Origin of the sequence: Thermomonospora sp. CIF 1, from assembly GCF_001896795.1 — a bacterium.
Classification (GTDB): Bacteria; Actinomycetota; Actinomycetes; order Streptosporangiales; family Streptosporangiaceae; genus Thermomonospora; species Thermomonospora curvata.
In genome coordinates, this window is sequence record NZ_MOYN02000023.1 from 161,897 (window position 1) to 182,207 (window position 20,311).

General features: G+C 72.4%; 21 protein-coding genes, 1 tRNA gene, 1 pseudogene and 2 riboswitches. Of the genes and pseudogenes, 13 read left to right on the forward strand and 10 right to left on the reverse strand.

All coding sequences use genetic code 11. The features are described 5' to 3' along the window. Nucleotides 1-417: 417 nt before the first annotated feature. From BUE48_RS19090 to BUE48_RS19100, 3 genes are all read right to left on the reverse strand, one after another. Nucleotides 418-1,077 carry a hypothetical protein gene (locus BUE48_RS19090; RefSeq protein WP_286990673.1) on the reverse strand — a complete coding sequence of 220 codons (660 nt, stop codon included), beginning with the start codon at nucleotides 1,075-1,077 and terminating at the stop codon, nucleotides 418-420. 156 nt (nucleotides 1,078-1,233) lie between these two features. Then, entirely contained in the window at nucleotides 1,234-2,553 is a 1,320-nt protein-coding gene (locus BUE48_RS19095) for a M50 family metallopeptidase (protein WP_012854156.1), read from the reverse strand. A gap of 161 nt (nucleotides 2,554-2,714) precedes the next feature. Further along, nucleotides 2,715-3,479 carry a FadR/GntR family transcriptional regulator gene (locus BUE48_RS19100; RefSeq protein WP_012854157.1) on the reverse strand — a complete coding sequence of 255 codons (765 nt, stop codon included), beginning with the start codon at nucleotides 3,477-3,479 and terminating at the stop codon, nucleotides 2,715-2,717. A 124-nt stretch (nucleotides 3,480-3,603) separates the two neighbouring features. On the opposite strand from BUE48_RS19100, the gene BUE48_RS19105 reads away from it, so the two are divergent. From BUE48_RS19105 to BUE48_RS19125, 5 genes and pseudogenes are all read left to right on the forward strand, one after another. Further along, on the forward strand, nucleotides 3,604-4,074 hold the full coding sequence (locus tag BUE48_RS19105; RefSeq protein WP_012854158.1) for a TIGR00725 family protein: 471 nt from the start codon (nucleotides 3,604-3,606) through the stop codon (nucleotides 4,072-4,074). 77 nt (nucleotides 4,075-4,151) lie between these two features. Next, nucleotides 4,152-4,248: riboswitch (glycine riboswitch) on the forward strand. Nucleotides 4,249-4,252: 4 nt separating this feature from the next. Beyond that, a riboswitch (glycine riboswitch) is annotated at nucleotides 4,253-4,341 on the forward strand. A gap of 69 nt (nucleotides 4,342-4,410) precedes the next feature. Next, nucleotides 4,411-5,520: a glycine cleavage system aminomethyltransferase GcvT gene (gene gcvT, locus BUE48_RS19110; RefSeq protein ID WP_012854159.1), complete on the forward strand. Its 1,110-nt coding sequence runs from the start codon at nucleotides 4,411-4,413 to the stop codon at nucleotides 5,518-5,520. Between the two features lie 28 nt (nucleotides 5,521-5,548). Further along, nucleotides 5,549-5,938 (forward strand): glycine cleavage system protein GcvH, encoded by a 390-nt coding sequence (gcvH, locus tag BUE48_RS19115; RefSeq protein WP_012854160.1) that lies wholly within the window; start codon nucleotides 5,549-5,551, stop codon nucleotides 5,936-5,938. Beyond that, the gene (gene glyA / locus BUE48_RS19120) at nucleotides 5,938-7,200 is read left to right on the forward strand and encodes a serine hydroxymethyltransferase (protein ID WP_012854161.1); all 1,263 of its coding nucleotides are present in this window, start codon (nucleotides 5,938-5,940) and stop codon (nucleotides 7,198-7,200) included. Before gcvH ends, glyA begins: the two co-directional genes overlap by 1 nt. 51 nt (nucleotides 7,201-7,251) lie before the next feature. Then, nucleotides 7,252-7,548, forward strand: a pseudogene (locus BUE48_RS19125) (type II toxin-antitoxin system death-on-curing family toxin); the annotation flags it as partial. 7 nt (nucleotides 7,549-7,555) lie between these two features. Here BUE48_RS19125 and BUE48_RS19130 read toward each other — a convergent pair. The 5 genes from BUE48_RS19130 to purU all read right to left on the reverse strand — a co-directional run bounded on the left by BUE48_RS19130 (nucleotide 7,556) and on the right by purU (nucleotide 10,787). Beyond that, the gene (locus BUE48_RS19130) at nucleotides 7,556-8,347 is read right to left on the reverse strand and encodes a maleylpyruvate isomerase family mycothiol-dependent enzyme (RefSeq protein WP_012854162.1); all 792 of its coding nucleotides are present in this window, start codon (nucleotides 8,345-8,347) and stop codon (nucleotides 7,556-7,558) included. Nucleotides 8,348-8,401: 54 nt separating this feature from the next. Then, complete coding sequence (gene pgeF / locus BUE48_RS19135) at nucleotides 8,402-9,118, reverse strand: peptidoglycan editing factor PgeF (RefSeq protein WP_012854163.1); 717 nt, start codon at nucleotides 9,116-9,118, stop codon at nucleotides 8,402-8,404. Between the two features lie 154 nt (nucleotides 9,119-9,272). Then, complete coding sequence (locus BUE48_RS19140; protein ID WP_169313043.1) at nucleotides 9,273-9,434, reverse strand: hypothetical protein; 162 nt, start codon at nucleotides 9,432-9,434, stop codon at nucleotides 9,273-9,275. Between the two features lie 97 nt (nucleotides 9,435-9,531). Beyond that, nucleotides 9,532-9,819: a hypothetical protein gene (locus tag BUE48_RS19145; protein ID WP_012854165.1), complete on the reverse strand. Its 288-nt coding sequence runs from the start codon at nucleotides 9,817-9,819 to the stop codon at nucleotides 9,532-9,534. A 104-nt stretch (nucleotides 9,820-9,923) separates the two neighbouring features. Further along, nucleotides 9,924-10,787: a formyltetrahydrofolate deformylase gene (gene purU, locus BUE48_RS19150; protein WP_012854166.1), complete on the reverse strand. Its 864-nt coding sequence runs from the start codon at nucleotides 10,785-10,787 to the stop codon at nucleotides 9,924-9,926. A 226-nt stretch (nucleotides 10,788-11,013) separates the two neighbouring features. On the opposite strand from purU, the gene BUE48_RS19155 reads away from it, so the two are divergent. The 5 genes from BUE48_RS19155 (at nucleotide 11,014) to BUE48_RS19175 (ending at nucleotide 16,581) form a co-directional block, all read left to right on the forward strand. Then, nucleotides 11,014-11,994 carry a CE1 family esterase gene (locus tag BUE48_RS19155; RefSeq protein WP_041440087.1) on the forward strand — a complete coding sequence of 327 codons (981 nt, stop codon included), beginning with the start codon at nucleotides 11,014-11,016 and terminating at the stop codon, nucleotides 11,992-11,994. 60 nt (nucleotides 11,995-12,054) lie between these two features. Continuing rightward, nucleotides 12,055-13,248 (forward strand): amino acid deaminase/aldolase, encoded by a 1,194-nt coding sequence (locus tag BUE48_RS19160; RefSeq protein ID WP_012854168.1) that lies wholly within the window; start codon nucleotides 12,055-12,057, stop codon nucleotides 13,246-13,248. A gap of 38 nt (nucleotides 13,249-13,286) precedes the next feature. After that, complete coding sequence (locus BUE48_RS19165; protein ID WP_012854169.1) at nucleotides 13,287-13,994, forward strand: SIMPL domain-containing protein; 708 nt, start codon at nucleotides 13,287-13,289, stop codon at nucleotides 13,992-13,994. A gap of 171 nt (nucleotides 13,995-14,165) precedes the next feature. Further along, nucleotides 14,166-15,287 (forward strand): carbohydrate kinase family protein, encoded by a 1,122-nt coding sequence (locus BUE48_RS19170; RefSeq protein WP_012854170.1) that lies wholly within the window; start codon nucleotides 14,166-14,168, stop codon nucleotides 15,285-15,287. A gap of 10 nt (nucleotides 15,288-15,297) precedes the next feature. After that, nucleotides 15,298-16,581 carry a family 4 glycosyl hydrolase gene (locus BUE48_RS19175; protein WP_286990674.1) on the forward strand — a complete coding sequence of 428 codons (1,284 nt, stop codon included), beginning with the start codon at nucleotides 15,298-15,300 and terminating at the stop codon, nucleotides 16,579-16,581. Between the two features lie 264 nt (nucleotides 16,582-16,845). On the opposite strand, the gene BUE48_RS19180 is transcribed toward BUE48_RS19175, so the two are convergent. Then, nucleotides 16,846-17,157, reverse strand: a complete 312-nt coding sequence (locus BUE48_RS19180; protein WP_012854173.1) for a DUF3618 domain-containing protein — start codon at nucleotides 17,155-17,157, stop codon at nucleotides 16,846-16,848. A 230-nt stretch (nucleotides 17,158-17,387) separates the two neighbouring features. On the opposite strand from BUE48_RS19180, the gene bcp reads away from it, so the two are divergent. Further along, nucleotides 17,388-17,855: a thioredoxin-dependent thiol peroxidase gene (gene bcp, locus BUE48_RS19185; protein ID WP_012854174.1), complete on the forward strand. Its 468-nt coding sequence runs from the start codon at nucleotides 17,388-17,390 to the stop codon at nucleotides 17,853-17,855. 16 nt (nucleotides 17,856-17,871) lie between these two features. Here the strand turns inward: bcp and BUE48_RS19190 are convergent. Then, nucleotides 17,872-17,955: transfer RNA gene (locus tag BUE48_RS19190), tRNA-Leu, on the reverse strand. A 366-nt stretch (nucleotides 17,956-18,321) separates the two neighbouring features. On the opposite strand from BUE48_RS19190, the gene BUE48_RS19195 reads away from it, so the two are divergent. Next, nucleotides 18,322-19,272, forward strand: a complete 951-nt coding sequence (locus BUE48_RS19195; RefSeq protein WP_012854175.1) for an anti-sigma factor RsbA family regulatory protein — start codon at nucleotides 18,322-18,324, stop codon at nucleotides 19,270-19,272. Nucleotides 19,273-19,511: 239 nt separating this feature from the next. Continuing rightward, nucleotides 19,512-20,309 carry an STAS domain-containing protein gene (locus BUE48_RS19200; protein WP_052305558.1) on the forward strand — a complete coding sequence of 266 codons (798 nt, stop codon included), beginning with the start codon at nucleotides 19,512-19,514 and terminating at the stop codon, nucleotides 20,307-20,309. Nucleotides 20,310-20,311: the final 2 nt, after the last annotated feature.

Here is a 20,311-nt window from a genome sequence, read left to right on the forward strand (position 1 = left end):
ATTTCACACGACCCCGACATGACTTTCTCACCGTGCGTGCCGGAGATGTCACGACAAGGCTCGCCCTCATCCGGCGCATGACGTCTGCGAGCGGGCCGAACGCCCCGGAGAAGACGGGCGCGCAATGGCACCAAGTGCAATAAAGCGAGGGCCGCCGGTCGGTGCACCGACCGGCGGCCCTGCCGCCGTGTTGTACTTTCTCTGCCGAGGCGCCCCGGGATCAGACCCAGGACACCCCACCCGGTCGCGCGGCCACCTTCTGTGTCTCCTCCTCCCGGGCACGAGCCTCCCCTCCGCCCGTGCCCGATGCCGAACGATACCCCCCGTGAATGGGCTTACACCCGCATTTACCGCAATATTCTAAAGGCGCTTCATCGGTGTCATGCCAGGTTCCGCCGGTCCGCGGGAACAAATGCCTTAACGGAGGTTCCGCAGCACTTCCCGGGCCACCGCGGCGGCCTCCTCCAGAGACCTTTGCCGCTGCCGGGCCGAGGGGGTCCCGCCATCCGTCCGCTCGGTGTAGCGCACCGTTATCACCACATTGCCGCTGCGCACCGCGACCTCCCCGATGGCCAGCGGCCGGCTCCGGTCCACCCGGAACCAGCGGTAGGCCTGGTCCCCCAGCCCGGGCTGCTCCTCCAGCGTCACCGTCCGCTCCTCGGTGACCTGGCGGGCCAGCCGCCACTTGATGTCGAAGTGCCGGCGGGCGCTGTCCACCGGCGTGATCGCGCCGGTGGCCGAGTAGAGCCGGCTGTCGATCTCCAGCCAGCGCTCCGCGCCCCGGCCGGAGGAGGGGCCGTACCCGCAGTAGCCGAAGGTGTTGTTGCCGCTGGAGGTCCGCTCGGCCCCCGGTACCAGCCGCTCGACCGTCGCCTCCGACACCGTCCGGCAGGCCGGCGGCAACGCGGTGTAGACCGGGCCGCCCGCCGCCTTGGTGGCCGCGGCCGGCGGACGCGACGCCGACGCTCCCCCACTCGGCCCGGACGCGGAGCCCTCCTCGTCGCCGCCCAGCGGCAGCAGCCACCACACCACCGCCACCGCGGCCGCGGCCACCCCCACGACCGCCGGCAGGGTCACCAGCCTCGACCGGTGTGCCGTATCCGGAGGCTCTGGAGGCGAGTAGATCCGGTCGAAGCCCCCCGGCGGCCGTGGCAGGCCCACTCTCACCCCTCCCGCGCTGCTGCTCCCCTCCGAAGGCTAGGCAAAGCCCGCAGCCCTGACCAGGCCGGTGGCTCAGCCGGAGAAGTGGATGGGGTTGACCAGGTCGGCGTAGATGAGCAGGGCGCCCATGAACAGCATGACCAAGGCCATCATGTAGGTGAGCGGCAGGGCCTTGGCGACGTCCACATAGCCGGGGTCGGGACGGCGCAGCAGCCTGGCGAAACCGCGCTTGACCGCCTCCCAGAGGGCACCGGCGATGTGACCGCCGTCCAGCGGCAGCAGCGGGATCAGGTTGAAGGCGCCGACGCCGAAGTTGACCGCGGCCAGCACCGAGATGAACCAGGCGATCTTGTCGGTGGTGGGGTGCTCGGAGGCGATGATCTCCCCGCCGATCCGGCTGGCGCCCACCACCCCGATCGGGCCCTCGGGGTCGCGCTCCTGCCCGCCGAAGGCGGCGTGCCACACGTCCACCATCCGCTGCGGCAGCAGCGCCAGCGCCACCACGGTGCGCTCGGTCATCTCGCCCATGTGGGCGGCCACCGCGCCCGGCCCCAGCCGCTCCCGCTCCACCAGCGGGGAGATGCCCAAAAAGCCGACCGTCTCGATCTTGTCGGGGTCGTCCAGAGAGCGCAGCCGGTTGGTGGTGACCGGCACCTGCAGGGTGCGGCGGACGCCGTCGGCGCCCTCCACGACGACCTGCACGGTGCGCCCGCCGGAGTCGCGGATCAGCTTCTGCAGCTCGGTGTAGTCGGAGATCTCCTTGCCGTCGTAGGAGATGAAGCGGTCACCGGGCCGCAGGCCCACCTGCGCGGCGGGGGTCAGCGGCTCGTCGGGACGGCACTCGCGGCCGGCCTCGGCGGCGGGGATGACGCACTTGGAGACCGAGCTGATCACCGGCTGCGGCCGCTCCACCCCGAACCCCATGATCAAGATGGCGAAGAACACCACCGCCAGCAGGATGTTCATGGCCGGCCCGGCGAACATGATCAGCAGCTTCTGCCACCACTTCTTGGCGTAGAAGACCCGGTTCTCATCGCCCGGCCCGACCTCCTCCAGCGCCGCGCCGCGGGCGGAGTCGATCAGCCCCTGGAACGGTCCGGTGCGCATGGAGCGCACCCGGATGGTCCCGTCCGGCCCGACGACGTCGCCCTTGCGGGGCGGCAGCATGCCGATCATCCGGATGTAGCCGCCGAGGGGCAGCCACTTGATCCCGTACTCGGTCTCCCCCTTGCGGACCGACCACAAAGTGGGCCCGAACCCGACCATGAACTGGGTGGTGCGGACGCCGAAGAGCTTGGCGAAACTGAAGTGCCCCAGTTCGTGCAGCGCGATCGACAGCATGAGCAGCAAGAAGAACAGCAAGGCGCCGCCCAGCACGATCAGCGATTCCATGTGCCCTCCGGGTTATCCGCAATGGGGACAAGCGTATGTCATGTCATACGGACGAACCCCCTGGCGAGATGCCCGCTTCCGGCCGCCCTCATGGGCGCCGCGGCGACCGTCCTGCATGCGACGGGGGTGGGGAAACCCGCCGGGAAGGCCGCGCGGAGAACTCAGGTGAGGAAACCGCGCAGCAGGGCGGCGGTGCCCTCCAGGTGCTCGACGACCGCGATCCGGGCCGCCTCCGGGTCGCCCTCCAAGATCGCCGCCACGATGGCCTCGTGCTGCTGGGCCGAGTGCTCGATGTTGCGCTTGAGCACCGGGATGGCGTTCAGCAGGTCGGTGACCCGCATCCGGGCGTCGGCGCAGGCGGCCGACAGCAGGGTGGAGCCGGTCAGCTCGGCGATGGTGAGGTGGAAGCGGGCGTCCAGCCGCCGGTAGTCGGCCTCGTCGGCGTTGTTGGCCTCCTCCAGCGCCCGCCGCAGCCGGGCCGTCTGCGTCTCGTTCAGCCGCATGTCGGCCAGCAGCTGGGCGGCGCCGGTCTCGACCGCCATCCGGTAGGTGAGGGCGTCGGTGAGCTTTTCGACCTGCCCCTCGGCGACGCGGGCCAGATCCCCGCTCTGCGGACGGGGCGTGCGGTAGATCACGAAGGTGCCGCCGGAACGGCCCCGGCGGGACTCCACATACCCCTCCTGCTGGAGCGCGCGGATCGCCTCCCGGAGGGTGACGCGGCTGACGCCGAGCCGGGGCGCCAGCTCCCGCTCCGGGGGCAGCCGCTCGCCGTGCGCCACCACTCCGAGCTTGATGATCTGCAAAAGCCGCTCGACGGTCTCTTCGAAGGCGTTGCCGGCCCGGACGGGGCGGAGCACCGCGGCGAGCGGGTCGCTGGGAGGCTCCTGCGGCGAACCGTGTGCCTGATCGTCGATCTCGCTCAGCATTACCGCCCTTCGGTGCTGGTTGAGGCCGTCCGGGGCAACGTTACCGCTCGATCGGCCGCTCGCCCATCGTCGCCGCTCCCGCCCGGGCCCGCCGCCGCGCGCGGCGGCGGCTACCCTGGCCCGCGTGGCGGTGCAGATCGCGGTGTGCGGGCCGGGCGAGTGCTCGCCGCGGGAGGAGCGGTGGGCCCGCCAGGTGGGCCGGCTGCTGGCCGAACGGGGCGCGGTGGTGCTGTGCGGCGGCTACGGCGGGGTGATGGCGGCGGCCGCCGCCGGGGCGCGCGCGGCCGGCGGCACGGTGGTGGGTCTGCTGTCGGGCGCCGACCGGCAAGGCGCCTGCCCGGATCTGACGGTGGTGGTCCCCACCGGGCTGGGGCAGGCCCGCAACGCGGTGCTCGTCAACTCCGCCGACGCGGTGATCGTGGTGGGCGGTTCGTGGGGGACGCTGTCGGAGCTGGCCCACGCCATGCGGCGCGGCACCCCGGTCGTGGCGCTGGGCGGCTGGCGGGTGATCGACGCCGCGGGCGGCCCGGTGCCGGGAGTGCGGCATGCCGCCACCCCGGCCGAGGCGGTCGAGTCGGCCTGGCCCGCCGCCTGACCGCCCTGTGACGGAAAGCGCGCTCTGCTCCGCTCCCGTGCCCATGGGGGCGGGCTGCTAGCCTGAGGCCCAGCCGTCGACCCCGTGCGGGAGAGTGCCCTCGCAGCCGGCGGGGGACGCCGAAGGAGCAACCCCTCCCCGGAACCTCTCAGGCCCACGGACCGCGCGGGACAGGCGACCTCTGGAAAGAGGGGACGCACGTCCCCCGCCGAAGGTGAAAGCGTCCCGGGCCGTGGGGCGTGAATCTCTCAGGCGCCGAGACAGAGGGGGAGGCACCGTCCACACCTGGTGCGGGTGGGAACATGAGACCAGCGCACCGTGACAAGGAGCCGACCCGTGTCTGCCGACAACACCACCGCCAAGAAGACGCCGCTATATGACGTCCACCGTGAACTCGGCGCCACCATCGTCGACTTCGCCGGTTTCCTGATGCCGCTGCGGTACGGCGGCGAGACCGCCGAGCACCGTGCGGTGCGCACCGCGGCCGGCCTGTTCGACCTGTCCCACATGGGGGAGATCTTCGTCCAGGGCCCGCAGGCCGCCCAGGCGCTGGACTACGCGCTGGTCGGCCGGCTGTCGACGGTGAAGGTCGGCCGGGCCCGCTACACCATGCTGTGCGCGCCGGACGGCGGGGTGCTGGACGACCTGATCGTCTACCGGCTGGCCGACGACCGCTTCCTGGTGGTCGCCAACGCCGCCAACGTGGCGACGGTGCATCGGGCGCTGACCGAGCGCGCCGCCTCCTTCCAGGCCGAGGTCGCCGACCGCTCCGACGACTACGCCCTGATCGCGCTGCAGGGGCCGCACTCGCAGCGGATCCTGTCGCGCTTCACCGACGTCCCGCTGGCGGAGGTGAAGTACTACGCCTGGGCCGAGGGCGCCGTCGCCGGCGTGCCGGCGCTGATCGCGCGCACCGGCTACACCGGCGAGGACGGTTTCGAGCTGTTCGTGGCCGCCGGCGACGCCGTCCGGCTGTGGCGGGAGCTGGCCGGGGCCGAGGGCGTGCTGCCGGCCGGGCTGGCGGCCCGGGACACGCTGCGGCTGGAGGCGGGCATGCCGCTGTACGGCAACGAGCTGACCGCCGAGACGACGCCGTACGAGGCGGGACTGGGCCGGGTGGTCAAGCTGGACAAGCCCGGTGATTTCGTGGGCAAGAAGGCACTGGCCGCCTACGCCGACACCCCCGCGGGCCGTAGGCTCGTGGGGTTGGTGGCGCGCGGACGCCGGGCGCCCCGCAAGGGGTACCAGGTGGTGCGGGCCGACGACGGCGCCGTGTGCGGCGTGGTGACCAGCGGCGCGCCGTCGCCCACGCTGGGCAGGCCGATCGCGATGGCCTACGTCGATCGCGGGGCCGTCGGGGCCGAGCTGGCCGTCGACGTCCGCGGCAGGCGGGAGCGGGTCGACGTGGTCGATCTGCCGTTCTACAAGCGTTCTGAGACGTCCTGAAGGCGCGTATCCGGGAGAGAGAGCAATCGTGAGCGTTCCAGAGCAGCTCCGTTACAGCGAGGAGCACGAGTGGGTGGCCGGGCTCGGCAACGAGGACGGGGTGGTGACCATCGGCATCACCGCGCACGCCGCCGACGCGCTGGGTGAGATCGTCTATCTGGAGCTGCACCGCAACGAGGGCGAGACGGTGGAGGCCGGGGAGCCCTGCGGGGAGGTGGAGTCGACCAAGTCGGTCAGCGACATCTACTCCCCGGTGACCGGCGAGATCACCGCGATCAACCAGGCGGTGATCGACGAGCCCAAGGTGATCAACGACGACCCCTACGGCGAGGGCTGGATCCTCAAGGTCCGGGTGGAGGAGGAGCCCACCGACCTGCTGGACGCCGAGTCCTACGCCAAACTGATCGAGGAGTCCTGATGAGCTTCGGCCTGCACGACTCGCTGGCGGAGGTGGATCCGGAGGTCGCCGAGGCCGTCCGGGCCGAGCTGCACCGCCAGCAGTCCACCCTGGAGATGATCGCCTCGGAGAACTTCGCCCCGGTGGCGGTGCTCCAGGCGCAGGGCTCGGTGCTGACCAACAAGTACGCCGAGGGGTACCCCGGGCGGCGCTACTACGGCGGCTGCGAGCACGTGGACGTGACCGAGCAGCTGGCGATCGACCGGGCCAAGGCGCTGTTCGGCGCCGAGCACGCCAACGTGCAGCCGCACTCGGGCGCCCAGGCCAACACCGCGGTGTACTTCGCGCTGCTGGAGCCCGGTGACACCGTGCTGGGCCTGGACCTGGCGCACGGCGGTCACCTGACGCACGGGATGCGGCTCAACTACTCCGGCAAGACGCTCAACTTCGTCCCCTACCACGTGCGCACCGAGGACGGCCGGGTGGACATGGACGAGGTGGAGCGCCTGGCCCGGGAGCACCGGCCCAAGATGATCGTGGCGGGCTGGTCGGCCTACCCGCGGCAGCTGGACTTCGCCGCCTTCCGGCGCATCGCCGACTCGGTGGGCGCGCTGCTGATGGTGGACATGGCGCACTTCGCCGGGCTGGTGGCGGCCGGGCTGCACCCCTCGCCGGTGCCGCACGCCGACGTGGTCACCACCACCACCCACAAGACGCTGGGCGGGCCGCGCGGCGGGCTGATCCTGTGCCGCGAGCAGTACGCCAAGAAGATCAACTCGGCGGTGTTCCCGGGCATGCAGGGCGGCCCGCTGGAGCATGTGATCGCGGCCAAGGCGGTGGCGCTGAAGATCGCCGCCTCCGAGGAGTTCCGCGAGCGGCAGGCCCGCACCCTGGAGGGCGCCAAGATCCTGGCCGAGCGGCTGCTGGCCGCCGACTGCGCCAAGGCCGGGGTGAAGGTGCTCACCGGCGGCACGGACGTGCACCTGGTGCTGGTGGACCTGGTGGAGTCGGAGCTGACCGGCCGGGACGCCGAGAACCTGCTGCACTCGGTGGGCATCACGGTCAACCGCAACGCGGTGCCGGGCGACCCGCGCCCGCCGATGGTCACCTCGGGCCTGCGGATCGGCACCCCCGCCCTGGCCACCCGGGGCTTTTCCGCCGACGACTTCGCCGAGGTCGCCGACATCATCGCGCTGACCCTGCAGCCCGACCCCGACATCCCCGCGCTGTCGGCCCGGGTCCGCGCCCTGGCCGAGGCGCACCCGCTGTACCCGGAGCTGTGACCGGCCCCGCCGTGGTCCCGCAGCCGGGATGCGCCCGGTTGCGGGACCACGTGCGGCCTTCCGAAATCGCAGACGATCGCGTTCGGTGTCGCGGCATATCCGACGCTGGAGGAAAAAGCCGCCGCGCCGCTTCACTCGATCATCTGCAACCATCCGTTCGTCGATGGCAACAAGCGAACGGCCTGGGCGGCCGCGGAGATCCTGCCGGTCGCGAACGGGCATGCCTCCGGCCTGACCGAGGACGAGGCGTTCGACCTCGTGCTCCGCGTCGCCACCGCGTGCTCTCAGATCGAGATCAAGGACATCGCGGCGTCGCTACGAGTGGTCCCCTACGATCCCGGGCGGTGAACGGCCGTCAGGGCGTGATGTTCATGCCGGCCAGGACGCGGGTGGCCAGCGTGGTGTCGCCGGAGACGGTGACGGTGACCTGGTCGGGGGTGCGGCGGCCGGTGGACAGCAGCAGGTAGGTCTCCCAGTCCATGCGCAGCGAGGCGGTCGGGTCGGTGAGCGGATCGACCTCGGCGGCGCGGCCGCTTTCCCCCACCGCCGCATAGCGGGTGAAGGCGATGGGGCCGGTGACCTCCAGCCTGAGGGACTGGCCGGGGCGGGCGCCGGCCCTCTTGGCCAGCACGTACGGCAGGCCGGACAGGAGGTGGTCGCGGGTGAGGCGGGCGGCGGGGGCGTCGAGGTTGCCGGAGCGGCCCACCGCGCGGCGGATGTCCTGTTCGTGGGTGTAGCAGTCGAAGGCGCGGATCCGGATGAACTGCACGTACGGGCCCGGCTTGCCGGTGGGCAGGATGACCTCCTGGTCGGGGTCCATGCCGGGCAGCTGGGCCAGCCGCCGGTCCAGCACCTCGGCCAGCTCGGCGACGACCTTCTCCGGCGGCAGCGGGCGGCGCACGTCCACGTCGATCTCCAGCATGCGGCCGAAGTCGTTGCGCACGTGCGGCAGGTGCTCGGGCAGGCGGTGGTCGGGCTGGGGCTCGCCGAGCATCATGCGTTCCACGCCGATCAGGTGGGAGAGGACGTCCTTGACCGTCCAGCCGGGGCAGTCGGTGGGCCGGTCGTAGTCGGAGGGCTGCAGTTCACCGGTCAGCGCGAGCGTCGAGCGCAGGGTCTGCTCCCAGGCCGCCACGCTTTGAGCCATGTCCTCTCTCATGGCATGGGAGGGTCTCACGAGAAGGTTGCTTCAGGCAACCCTTCAGTTCTCCAGCCAGATGTAGCCGGCGAACCGGCCGGTGCGGCCCTCCCTGCGGTAGGAGTACAGCTCCGGGGACTCCAGGGTGCAGCGCGCATCGTGCCGGACGTCGGCGACCCCGGCGGCCTTGAGCTGGGCCTCGATGCCGGCGCGCAGGTCCAGGGCGGGCGTGCCGCGGCGGGTGGTGGCGCGGGCCTGCGGGACCGCGGCGGCGACCTCCTCGCGCAGCTCGGCGGGGACCTCATAGCACAGCCCGCAGGCGGCCGGGCCGATCAGCGCCGTCATCTGGGCCGGGTCCGCGCCGCGCGCGCTCATCGCCTCCACCAGGGCGGGGACGACGCCGAGCGCGGTGCCGGCCCGGCCGGAATGGGCCGCGCCGACCAGCCCGGCGACGGGGTCGGCGACCAGGACGGGGGCGCAGTCGGCCACCAGGACGGCCAGGCCCAGGCCCGGCCGGTCGGTGAAGACCGCATCCAGCCCGGGCGGATCGTCCCCGAAGGGCTCGGTGACATAGCGGACCTCGGCGCTGTGGACCTGCCGCATGAAGACCACCCGGGCGGGGTCCAGTCCCAGCTCCCGGGCGGTGGCGTGGCGGTTGCGCCGGACCGCCTCGGGGTCGTCGCCGACGGAGCCGCCGAGGTTGCGTTCATCGAACGGCGGGGCGCTCACCCCGCCCTTTCGGTCGGTGATGGCCGCCCGCACCCGATCGCCCAGCCGCATCGCGCCAGCCCTCCGTCCCCGTGCGCCGGGCTTTTTCGCCATGCCGCCCGGCTGCAGACCCACCGGCTTCGCTTCGCCGGAGAGGTTATCCCACGGCGGGCGACGGGCCGGTGGCGCGCTCGGGCGCACCACCGGCCCTGAAGGATGCGCGCGGTTACTTCAGCTTGCCGCGGGCCTTGTCCCGGGCCTGCTGGGCCTTGCTGCGGGCGTCGTCCATGATGTCCTGGGCCTGACCGGCCTGGTCCTGCCGGTCGGGCCGCATGGCCTCGGCCCGCTCGCCGCTCTTCGACCGCTGCGCCTTATTGCTTTTCGCCACGACAATTCCCCCCATTAAGTGCGACGTGGCCTTGCGCCCCCTATATACCCGGGGAGTCGAAATCATGCACCGAACTTTCGAACTTTCCAGACGCCCGTCAAATGTGTTCAAATCGGATGATTATCGGCAGATCGGGCTTGTTCGTCAGGGCGCGGCAATGAGCGGCCGGTCCTTTTTCTATCGCCGTATAAAGCTCCGCCAGATCTGCTTCTTCGGCGCAGCCGACGGTCATGGTCACCCGCGGCCGGAAGGCGGTTCCGGCGACGCGGGCCCGGGCCGTGCGCACCCCCGGCAGCCTGCGCGTCTCCACCGCCAGGCGCCGGGACGCCGCGGCGATCGCCGCGGCGTCCCGGCGCGCCGCAGTTCTGCCGGCCCATGCCCGCATCGCGGCCCACCATGGAGCCTTGCTCCGCCTCTCCTTCAGGGCACCGGTTCGCATGCCCCTTTTCTCACCCGGGGAAGGGCAAAGACACCCATGGGCGCGGCGGATCAGCGGAACACGACGGTTTTGTCGCCGTTGAGCAAGATGCGGTGCTCGCTGTGCCAGCGGACGGCGCGGGCCAGCGCCAGGCATTCCATGTCGCGGCCGACCGCCATCAGATCGGCCGGGCTGTGGGTGTGGTCGACCCGGGCGACCTCCTGTTCGATGATCGGCCCCTCGTCCAGCTCGGGGGTGACGTAGTGCGCGGTGGCGCCGATCAGCTTGACGCCGCGGGCGTGCGCCTGGTGGTAGGGCCGGGCGCCCTTGAAGCTGGGCAGGAAGGAGTGGTGGATGTTGATGATCCGGCCCGGCAGCTTGCCGCACATCTCGTCCGAGAGCACCTGCATGTAGCGGGCGAGCACCACCAGGTCCACCCGGTAGTGCTCCACCAGCGCCAGGATCTCGGCCTCTTGAGCGGCCTTGCCGCCCGGCCCGATCGGCAGGTGGTGGTAGTCGATCCCGTACGACTGGGTGAGCGGGCGCAGGTCGGGGTGGTTGGAGGCGACCGCCACGATGTCGATGGTGGACAGCTGCCCGGAGCGGCGGCGGTACAACAGGTCGTTGAGGCAGTGCCCGGCCTTGGAGACCAAGATGAGCACCCGGGTGGGCACGGAGGCGTCATACAGCCGCCAGTCCAGGGCGAACTCCGGGACCAGCGCGGCCAGGGCGGTGCGCAGCCCGTCGGCGACGGCGCCGGGCTCGGGGCCGGGGACGGTGAACTGCACCCGCATGAAGAAGCGGCCGGTGATGGGATCGCCGTACTGCTGGCTTTCGACGATGTTGCACCCGCGCTCGGCCAGCAGACCGGAGACCGCGGCGACGATGCCGGGCCGGTCCGGGCACGACAGCGTCAGGATGTAGTCAGAACTCACGTCAAGGCTTTCTGAGCTGGCACTACGGGACGGGCAAGGCGCCGTCTTCTCGTGGTGTGACCAATGTATTACAGCCCTGCGGCGCCGCTTGAGCAGGTGGCCTGCGGTTTCGCCGGGCCCGGCGCGCTCCCTCGGCACACCGAGCCGCGACCGGATCACCCTGATTCGCCGGAATCACTCTCGCTTGAGTGTTCTCATGGCGCTCATCCCGGTTAGAGTCGCCGGCATGCGATGGGCCGCGCTGCTCGCGCTCGCCACCGTGCTCGTGACGGCCGCCTGCGAGGCGGAGACCGGCGCGAAGGGCGGTGCCGACCGTCCGACGCAGGGGACGCCAGGGACGCCGACGAAGACGCCGCAGAAGCCGGAGCGGGTGCCCGAGAAGGTGGCGGGCATCCCCACCAAGGCCGGCACCCACGTGCTCAAGCTGGACTTCGGCGGGCCGCTGGGACGCCAGTACCGCCTGCGCGTGCCGCCCCGGCTCGCCGGGGGCCGCTGGCGGGACGGCAGGCCCGCCAGACCGCTGCCGCTGGTGGTGGCCATGCACGGCGGCGCGGCCAACGCCGCGCAGATGGAGCGGCTGAGCGGCTTCAACCGGGTGGCCGACCGCGAGGGCGTCCTGGTGGCCTACCCCGAGGGGTTCATGTTCAGCTGGAACGCCGGTTTCTGCTGCGGGCCGGCCAAGCTGGCGAACAGCGACGACGTCGGGTTCGTCACCGAGCTGGTGCGCACGCTGACCGAGGCGGGGCTGGCCGATCGCAGGCGGGTGTACGCCACCGGCTTCTCCAACGGCGCCGGCATGGCCTACCGGCTGGCCTGCGAGGCGCCGGGCACGTTCGCCGCGATCGGGGTGGTGGCGGCGGCCATGGCGATGAAGCGGTGCGACCCGGCGCCGACCTCGGTGCTGATCATGCACGGGACGGCCGACCGCAACGTGCCCTACCACGGCGGCGGGCGGCGCGATTTCAACGACTCCCGGCCGTTCCCGCCCGTCTCGCACGCGGTGGACTACTGGCGCAAGGTCAACGGCCTGCCGCCGCCGCGGCGCGCCCTGACGGTGGCCGGCGGGCCGGACTGCCGTACCAGCGGCAAGGGCGAGGCGGGCACCGAGGTGGCGCTCTGCCGGATCGAGGGCGGCGGACACGTCTGGCCCAAGGGGGCACAGAACACCATTTGGGCGTTTTTCGACGCCAATCCGCGCCGCCGCTAGAATGTGAAGAGTTCTCATGTTAATTTCCCGTCCCCTGCACTCCCGGCGGTGACCTCCCGCATGAACCTCCGCAAGCGGTACGACACCGCTACGGCCGCGCTCGAAGCCCCCCTGGCGATCGTCGACCTGGACGCCTTCCGCGCCAACGCCGCCGACCTGGTGCGCCGGGCCGGCGGCAAGCCGATCCGGGTGGCCAGCAAGTCGGTGCGCTGCCGGGAACTGCTCACCCAGGTGCTGGCCATGGACGGCTTCCGCGGGGTCATGGCCTTCACGCTGCCGGAGGCCCTCTGGCTCGCCGCGCACCGGGTCAGCGACGACATCCTGGTCGCCTACCCCACCGTCGACCGCACCGCCCTGGCCGAGCTGGCCGCCGACGAGCACGCCCTGTCGGTGATCACCGTGATGGTCGACTGCGCCGAGCACCTGGAGCTCATCGGCCAGGCCGCCGCGCGGGCCAAGGCCCCGCTGCGGGTGTGCATCGACATCGACGCCGGCTACCGCCTGCTGGGCGGCCGGGTGCGCATCGGCGCGCTGCGCTCCCCGATCCACGACCCCGCCCAGGCCGCCGAACTGGCCCGGCGGATCGAACGCAACCCCGCGCTGCACCTGGCCGGGCTGATGGCGTACGAGTCCCAGATCGCCGGGGTCGGGGACGCCCCGCCCGGCAGCCCGCTGCGGGCCGGGGTGATCCGGGCCATGCAGTCGCGCTCCCGCATCGAGCTGGCCCGCCGCCGCGCCGCCATCGTCCGGGCCGTCCGGCAGGTGCGGCCGGACCTGGAGTTCGTCAACGGCGGCGGCACCGGCAGCGTGGAGAAGACCGCCGCCGAACGGGCGGTCACCGAGGTCGCCGCCGGGTCCGGGCTCTACCAGCCGCACCTGTTCGACTACTACACCAACTTCCGCGGCCGGCCGGCCGCACTGTTCGCCCTGCCGGTGGTGCGCCGGCCCCGGCCGGGCGTGGTGACCTGCCTGGGCGGCGGCTACCTGGCCTCCGGCCCGGCCGACCGGCTCCGCCTGCCCCAGCCCTACCTGCCCGAAGGGCTGTCCTATGACCCCAACGAGGGCGCCGGAGAGGTGCAGACCCCGCTGCGGGGCGAGGCCGCCGACCGGCTGGCCATCGGGGACCGGGTGTGGTTCCGGCACACCAAGGCCGGCGAGCTGTGCGAGCGGTTCGACGTGCTGCACCTGGTGGAGGGCGAGACGGTGACGGCCACCGTGCCGACCTACCGGGGCGAGGGCCGCACCTTCCTGTGAGCGGCCCGGCCCGTGGCGGGCGCGCGTAGATTGGGCACATGAGCGACGCTCCCGTCATCAGCGTGCGCGGCGAGGCCGTGCTGGAGGCCGACCCCGAGATCGCCCACCTGTCGGTGTACGTCCAGGCCGAAGACGACGACCGCCGTGCGACGCTGGAGCGGCTCACCGAGCGCAACCGGCGCTGCCTGGAGCTGGTGCGCTCCTACGGCGAGGCCGTCGAGCGCCTGGAGACCGGCGCGCTCACCATCACCCCGGTGCTGCGGCGCCGGCGCCGCGAGGGCGAGATCCGCCGCTACCAGGGCACCGTCTGGATCAAGATCACCATCGGTGACCTGAGCGTGCTCGGGGAGCTGGTGACCCGGCTCGGCGACCTGGAACGCACCCGGGTGGACGGGCCCGAGTGGGCGCTGCGCCCCGACAGCCCCGTCCGCGCCGAGGCCGCCCGGCAGGCCGTCCGGCAGGCGGTGCAGCGCGCCCACGACTACGCCGAGGCGCTCGGTTGCCGCCTGACCGGAATGGTGGAGCTGTCCGACGAAGGGCTCGGTCACGGACGTCCGGAACCCTTCGAGCCGGTGCCGGTGGCCTACGCCGCCGCGGTGGAGAGCGCCGACGCCGAACCGGAGGCCATCTCCCTGGAACCGGCCGTGCAGATCGTGCGGGCCGCGGTGGAGGCCCGCTTCACCGCCACGCAACCCCAGCTCATCACCCGTGGGGAACGAGCCGCCCGCACCCCCTCCGACAGTTAGGCCGCCCGGACGGGCATGGCCGGCGCGGGAGGCTTCGATGAACATTCGAGCCGATTCACCGGTGTCCGCCAAGTAATGTCAGTGCCATCGGTCAGGATCGTGCCCGGGGACGTCCGAAAAGGGCACGAGCCGGCGAAGGGCGGGAAAACAGGGCCTCGACGGGAGGTGCCGATGGCCGCACCGGATGGGCAAGCCGCGGCGCAGCCGCCCCTGGACGACCCCTGCGGCGAGCGGACGCAGGCCGGGCGGCCGCTGCGCGCCGGCGGCGCGCGGGCCGACGACGGCCTGGATGTGTTCCTGGCCGGGCGGGTGTTCATGGACATGATCTTCACCGGGCTGCCCGGGCTGCCGCCGCCCGGCACCGAACTGGTCACCGACGGGCTGGGCTCGGCGCCCGGCGGCATCGCCAACATCGCGGTGGCGATGAGCCGGCTGGGCCTGCGCACCGGGCTGGCCACCGTGATCGGCGACGACATGTTCGGCGCCTACCTGTGGCGGACGCTGTCGGAGCAGGAGGGGGTGGATCTGACCTGGTCGCGGCGGCCGGCCGGGTGGCCCACCCCGGTCACCGTCTCGCTGGCCTACGACTCCGACCGCAGCATGGTCACCTACGCCCGGCCGCTGCCGCTGACCGCCGACGAGCTGGTCGCCGTCCCGCCCCGGGCCGCCAGCTGCTTCGTCGACATCGACCGCCCGCTGCCGTCGTGGGCGCTGACCATGCGGCGCAGCGGGGCGCTGGTGTTCGCCGACATCGGCTGGGACCCCACCGAGACCTGGTCCACCGACGTGCTGGACCGGCTCGCCGAGGTCGATGTGTTCCTGCCCAACGCCGTGGAGGCCATGGCCTACACCCGCACCCGCACCCCCGCCGAGGCGCTGGAGGCGCTGGCCGAGCGGGTGCCGGTGGTGGTGGTCAAACAGGGGGCGCTGGGCGCCATCGCCATCGACTCCACCACCGGCGAGCGCGCCTCGGCCGCCGCCCTGCCGGTCCGGGCGCTGGACACCACCGGAGCCGGCGATGTGTTCGCCGCCGGGTTCGTGTTCGGCACGCTCGCCGGATGGCCGCTGATGCAGCGGCTGCGCTTTGCCAACCTGTGCGCCGGGCTGTCGGTGCGCCACCACAGCGGCTCGCTGGGCGCGCCCTGCTGGGGCGAGATCGCCGCCTTCGGGGAGACCTCCGACCTGCCCCCGGAGGTGCTGGCCGACTACGAGTTCGTGATCCCCTACATCCCCGCCGCCGAGCTCGGCAACGGCCCGGAGTCGGTCACCCGCGCCCAGCCCACGCTCCGCTGAAAGGACGCCCATGAGCATCAAGATCGCCATCGTCGGGGCGGGCAGCGGCTACATGCCGGGAGTGATCCGCGGACTGCTGCACCGGGCCGCCGACCTGGCCGGCGCCGAACTGGCCTTCCACGACGTCCACCGCGAGCACCTGGCGCTGATGGCCCGGCTGGCCACCGCCATGTTCGCCGCCCGCGGCGCCGACTTCACCGTCACCTCCCACACCGAGCTCAAGCCCACCCTGGACGGCGCCTCCTACGTATTCACCACCTTCCGGCCCGGCGGGATGGCCGCCCGTCACCTGGATGAGTCGATCCCCCTCAAATACGGCGTGGTCGGGCAGGAGACCGCCGGTCCCGGCGGGTTCCTCATGGCCTGCCGGTCGGTGCCGGTGCTGCTGCGGATCGCCGAACTCGCCGACCCGGACGCCTGGATCGTCAACTACACCAACCCCACCAACATCGTCACCGACGCGGTGCTGCGGTACCGGCCCGGCACCCGCATCATCGGATTGTGCGACCAGCACGTCGGCGACACCGAGATGTGGGCCGAGCTGCTGGGCCTGCCCGCCGCCGGGCTGGAGGCCGACTGGATCGGCCTCAACCACGCCACCTGGGCCGAGCGGGTCCGCCTGCACGGCGAGCCGCTCGACCTGCCGGCCCTGCTGGCCGACCTGGAGATCCCCGGCGGGGGCGCCACCCCGTGGCGCGACCCGTCCCGGATGGCCGAGCTGGCCCGCGCCCTGGGCCTGCTGCCCAACTCTTACGCCAAGTACTACTTCTTCCACGACGAGGTGGTGCGAGAGCTGCGCGCCAAGGGCACCACCCGGGCTCAGGACATCTCGGCCATGCTCCCCGGCTACTACGCCTCCCTGGCCGCCGAGGCCGCCAAGCCCGACCCCGACCCCAGCCGGGAGCGGGGCGGCGGCGAGCACGGCGAGTTCGCCGTGGACGTCATCTGCGCCCTGCACCGCGACGAGGACCGCCGCATGATCGTCAACATCCGCAACGACGGCGCGATCTCCTCGCTGGACGACGACGCCGTCGTGGAGGTGCCCGCCCGCATCGGCCGCAAAGGTCCTCTCCGGTCGGCCATGGGCCCGCTCCCCCTGCCGGTGCGCGGCCTCACCCAGGCCATCTGGACCTATGAGCGGCTCGCCGCCGACGCCGCGGCGACCGGCGACCGGCGCACCGCCCTGCAGGCGCTGATGGCCCACCCGTTCGTGCGCGACAAGCACACCGCCGAACGCATCCTCCACGAGGGCCTGGCCGCCCACCGCGACCACCTCCCCCAGTTCGCCCGCTGACCGCCCGGGTTGAACTGCACGGCCGCCGCGGCCGTACACCCGGGTGGGGATGCACCGGCGGCCGCCGGGCCACCGCGGGCGGCTTCACCGCGCAAGGCTCCCGGCGGCTCGTCATGGACCTGTCCTCCGGCATGGAGCCCCGGCACGCCGCCGCCTTCGGCCTGAGCACGGCCGGCGGCCGGCCCGTGCTGCGCACGCCCATCCCCCGTCCATGACGAAGCGCCGGCCCCGCACGGAGCCGGCGCTTTCTTGCGCACCCTCGGCTCAACGCCGGCGCCGCCGGCCGCGCCGCCACAGCATGAACGCGGTCACGACGACCACGGCGCCGACGCCCACCGCGATCACCCTGCGGTCGACCGGCCCCGCCTCGCCGTCGGTCTCCCCGGGCGGCGCCACCAGCGCGCCCACCGCGGCGATGACCTGCCCGGTCTCCTCTTTCAGCCGGGTCACGCCGCGCTGCGCCACGTTGCGCGGATTGACCCGGTCGACGATCTCGTCGATGGTGCGCGCCAGCTCTTCCCGGGTGCGCTCGATCTCCTTCTCCAGCGCTTCCGGATCGGGAGCCTTGTCAGCCATGCCGTGTCCTTATCGTCCGAGCCTCCTGCGGCAGACGATCAGTGTTGCAGGTACCGCGGCGCATCGCCCGTCACACCCCGCCGGACGCGCCGCCCGCACCGGTACGGTGGGAGCCGATCCATCGCGCCGGGGAGCGTCCGCGGCCCTGCCGGTTCGGGCCGGGCGTTCCCGAACCGCCGCGATCGTCCGTCCCTGCTGAACGAATCCGCTGAATGGAAAGGCACAAGCCGATGTCCGAACGGCTGCAGCCCGGCGACGTCGCCCCCGACTTCGAGCTCCCCGACGCCGACGGCACCACGGTCTCGCTGTCCTCGCTGCGCGGGAAGCGGGTGATCGTCTACTTCTACCCGGCGGCCATGACCCCCGGCTGCACCAAGGAGTCGGTGGACTTCCGCGACAGCCTGCCCGAACTGGAGGCGGCGGGCGTCGCGGTGGTCGGCATCTCCCCCGACCCGCCGGCCAAGCTCGCCAAGTTCCGTGAGCGCGACGGCCTGACCTTCCCGCTGCTGTCCGACCCCGACGCCAAGGTCCTGCGGGCCTATGGCGCCTATGGAGAAAAGAAGCTGTACGGCAGGGTCGTGGTGGGGGTCATCCGCTCCACCTTCGTCATCGACCCCGAAGGAAAGGTCGAAAAGGCCTACTACAACGTGAAGGCCACGGGACATGTGGCCCGTCTCCGCAAGGACCTCGGCTTGTAGCGGTTTCGCGGATTTGTGCGGGCGGGGGGACTCGAACCCCCACAGTGTTGCCACCAACAGATCCTAAGTCTGCCGCGTATGCCAATTTCGCCACGCCCGCCCGGCCGCGTGGAGGCCGTGATCACAGCTTAGCCTCCCTCGCGAGCCCGGTGCATGCGCTCACGGCGGGGCCGGTTACGGCCATCTGAAAAACTCGGGCGTACCGGCCTGTCGTATGGGATTACGCTGACTGGGGGTCCGAGCGCGGTCAGGAGGGCTTGGTGAGCGGTTGTTCCACCCGCCGGCTGCTCCCCTGCGGCTACCCGGGTCCCCTCCCGCCCGTTCTTCCCGGGCGCCTCGCCGCCCCGCCGGTGGCCGATGGCGCGTCGGCCCGCCCGGACCCGCCGCGGGCGTGCGCGGGCCGCTCCCCGTCGCCTTCGTCTCCGGTCCCGGCGAGGCCGCATCGAGCGGGCACGGGTGGCCCCCGGTGAGGTCGCCGTCCCCCCGTCCCGCAGACCGCCTGGAGCACGACGTGCTGGTGTACGGCGGCCTGGAGGAGTATCTGGCGGCGACGGTGCCCCATCTGCGGGAAGGGGTGGAGGCCGGGGAGGTGCCGCTGGTGGTGGTCCCCGAGCCGAGGCTGAGCGCGCTGCGGGACGCGCTGGGGGCCGACGGACGGGAGGCGACGTTCGTCGACGCCGACGAGTTCTATGCGCACCCGGTGCGGGCACTGCGCGACTATGACCGGATCCTGCGCCTGCACGCACCGCGCCGGCTGCGGGTGGTGGGCGAGCGGAACTGGTCCGACGATCCGCTGGAGACGGTGGAATGGGCCCGCTACGAGTCGCTGGTGAACACGCTGTTCGCCGCCTCGGGCGCCCGGGTGATCTGCGCCTATGACCGGGACGCGGTGCGGCCGCAGGTGCTGGAGCACGCCCTGCGCACCCACCGGCGGCTGATCGACGGCCGGAGCGAACGGCACAACGACGCCTACCCCGAAAGCGACTACCTGGAGCCGGCCGGGTTCGGCGCGGACGGCGCCTGGAGCCCTCCGCCCCCGGACGCCGCGCACCTGCCGTTCGGCGCGATGGAGGATCTGCAGCGGGTGCGCAGGTTCGTGGCGGCGCGGGCGAGCGGGCACGGGCTGGACGAGAAGCGGATCGCGGCCCTGGAGACGGCCGTCACCGAGGCGGCGACCAACGCGCTCAAACACGGCGCCGCGCCCAGATGGGTGCGGGTGTGGCGGCGGCCGGGCGAGTTCGTCTGCGAGGTGAGCGACCACGGCCGCTGGCGCCCGGGGGCGCTGGCCGGTTTCACGCCGCCGGTCTCGGCGCTGGAGCGCGGGTTCGGGCTGTGGACGGTACGGCTGCTGGTGGACGTGGTGCGGCTGCACGCCGGGGAGGACGGCACGTCCGTCCGTCTGCTGATGCGCAGGTGAGCCCCGTCCTTTCCGGGGCGGAAGAAGCGGAATTCACCGATTCCGCTGGGCGGAATGACCGCGCTTTTGCACGTGCGTCTCAGATAACCGCAAATCCTGTTTGCAATGTGGTCCCCAACGCGGTGAAGCCGGGCGTACTCTGGAGGCTCTCCCTGTGAAACGGCGGTGAGAGCGCGATGTTTTTCCCCGGCCCGGTCCGCAGGATGGTCAGTGATCTACGGCCGGGCGATCACGCCTGGTTGGCCTTCGCCGGTGAGGACGAGCGGAACCTGGTGGTGGGCTCGTTCATCGACACCGCCCTGGCCGGTGAGGACAAGGTGGTCGTGCTGGCCGGCCGGGAGGAGATCACCCTGCCCACCGGGGACCGGGTGACCGTGGTGCCGCTGAGCGAGCACCCCTCTCAGGCCCTGGATCCGCGCCGGCCGGCGCAGGTGCTGCGGACGGAGATCGACCGGGCGCAGCGGGCGGGCTACCGCGGGGTGCGGATCGTGGCCGATCTGACCTGGACGCTGCGCACTCCCGGCGGGGCCGGGCTGGTGCTGGACTGCGAGCGGCACATCGAGGAGGTGGTGGGCCCGAGCACGTCGGCCATCGCGATCTGCCAGGTGGACCGGCGGGCCTGCCGGCCCCGCGAGCTGGCCGCGCTGAAGGACGCGCACCCGGTCACGGTCACCGCCGACCCCGACTTCGCCGACTCGGTGCTGCGCATCGACCGCACCTTCCACCCGCTGGGGCTGGCGCTGAGCGGGGAGCTGGACGCCGCCCGGCACGCGGTGTTCGGGGAGGCGCTCTCACAGGCGCTGGCCCGCGCCAACGGCTCCCCGGTGCACGTGGACATGGCGGAGCTGAAGTTCATCGACGTGGGGGCGCTGGCCATGCTGGCCAGGGCGGCCGACGCCCGTCCCCGAGGCGGCCCGCTGGTGCTGGACCGGATGCCCGCCCCGGTGCGGTCGATGGTGGAGATGATCGGGCTGGACCGGCTGCCCGGCCTGCGGCTCGGCATCCCGCATCCGGACGTCCACGGCCCCGACCCTTAAGG

What these genes read in the sequence shown, in the direction of transcription:
- BUE48_RS19170 (WP_012854170.1), top strand. Translation starts at nt 14,166, where the DNA reads ATGGCCGCACCGGATGGGCAAGCCGCGGCGCAGCCGCCCCTGGACGAC.
- BUE48_RS19160 (WP_012854168.1), top strand. Translation starts at nt 12,055, where the DNA reads ATGAACCTCCGCAAGCGGTACGACACCGCTACGGCCGCGCTCGAAGCC.
- BUE48_RS19100 (WP_012854157.1), bottom strand. Translation starts at nt 3,479, where the DNA reads ATGCTGAGCGAGATCGACGATCAGGCACACGGTTCGCCGCAGGAGCCT.
- BUE48_RS19165 (WP_012854169.1), top strand. Translation starts at nt 13,287, where the DNA reads ATGAGCGACGCTCCCGTCATCAGCGTGCGCGGCGAGGCCGTGCTGGAG.
- BUE48_RS19155 (WP_041440087.1), top strand. Translation starts at nt 11,014, where the DNA reads ATGCGATGGGCCGCGCTGCTCGCGCTCGCCACCGTGCTCGTGACGGCC.
- BUE48_RS19095 (WP_012854156.1), bottom strand. Translation starts at nt 2,553, where the DNA reads ATGGAATCGCTGATCGTGCTGGGCGGCGCCTTGCTGTTCTTCTTGCTG.
- pgeF (WP_012854163.1), bottom strand. Translation starts at nt 9,118, where the DNA reads ATGCGGCTGGGCGATCGGGTGCGGGCGGCCATCACCGACCGAAAGGGC.
- BUE48_RS19175 (WP_286990674.1), top strand. Translation starts at nt 15,298, where the DNA reads ATGAGCATCAAGATCGCCATCGTCGGGGCGGGCAGCGGCTACATGCCG.
- glyA (WP_012854161.1), top strand. Translation starts at nt 5,938, where the DNA reads ATGAGCTTCGGCCTGCACGACTCGCTGGCGGAGGTGGATCCGGAGGTC.
- bcp (WP_012854174.1), top strand. Translation starts at nt 17,388, where the DNA reads ATGTCCGAACGGCTGCAGCCCGGCGACGTCGCCCCCGACTTCGAGCTC.
- BUE48_RS19180 (WP_012854173.1), bottom strand. Translation starts at nt 17,157, where the DNA reads ATGGCTGACAAGGCTCCCGATCCGGAAGCGCTGGAGAAGGAGATCGAG.
- BUE48_RS19145 (WP_012854165.1), bottom strand. Translation starts at nt 9,819, where the DNA reads ATGCGGGCATGGGCCGGCAGAACTGCGGCGCGCCGGGACGCCGCGGCG.
- BUE48_RS19130 (WP_012854162.1), bottom strand. Translation starts at nt 8,347, where the DNA reads ATGGCTCAAAGCGTGGCGGCCTGGGAGCAGACCCTGCGCTCGACGCTC.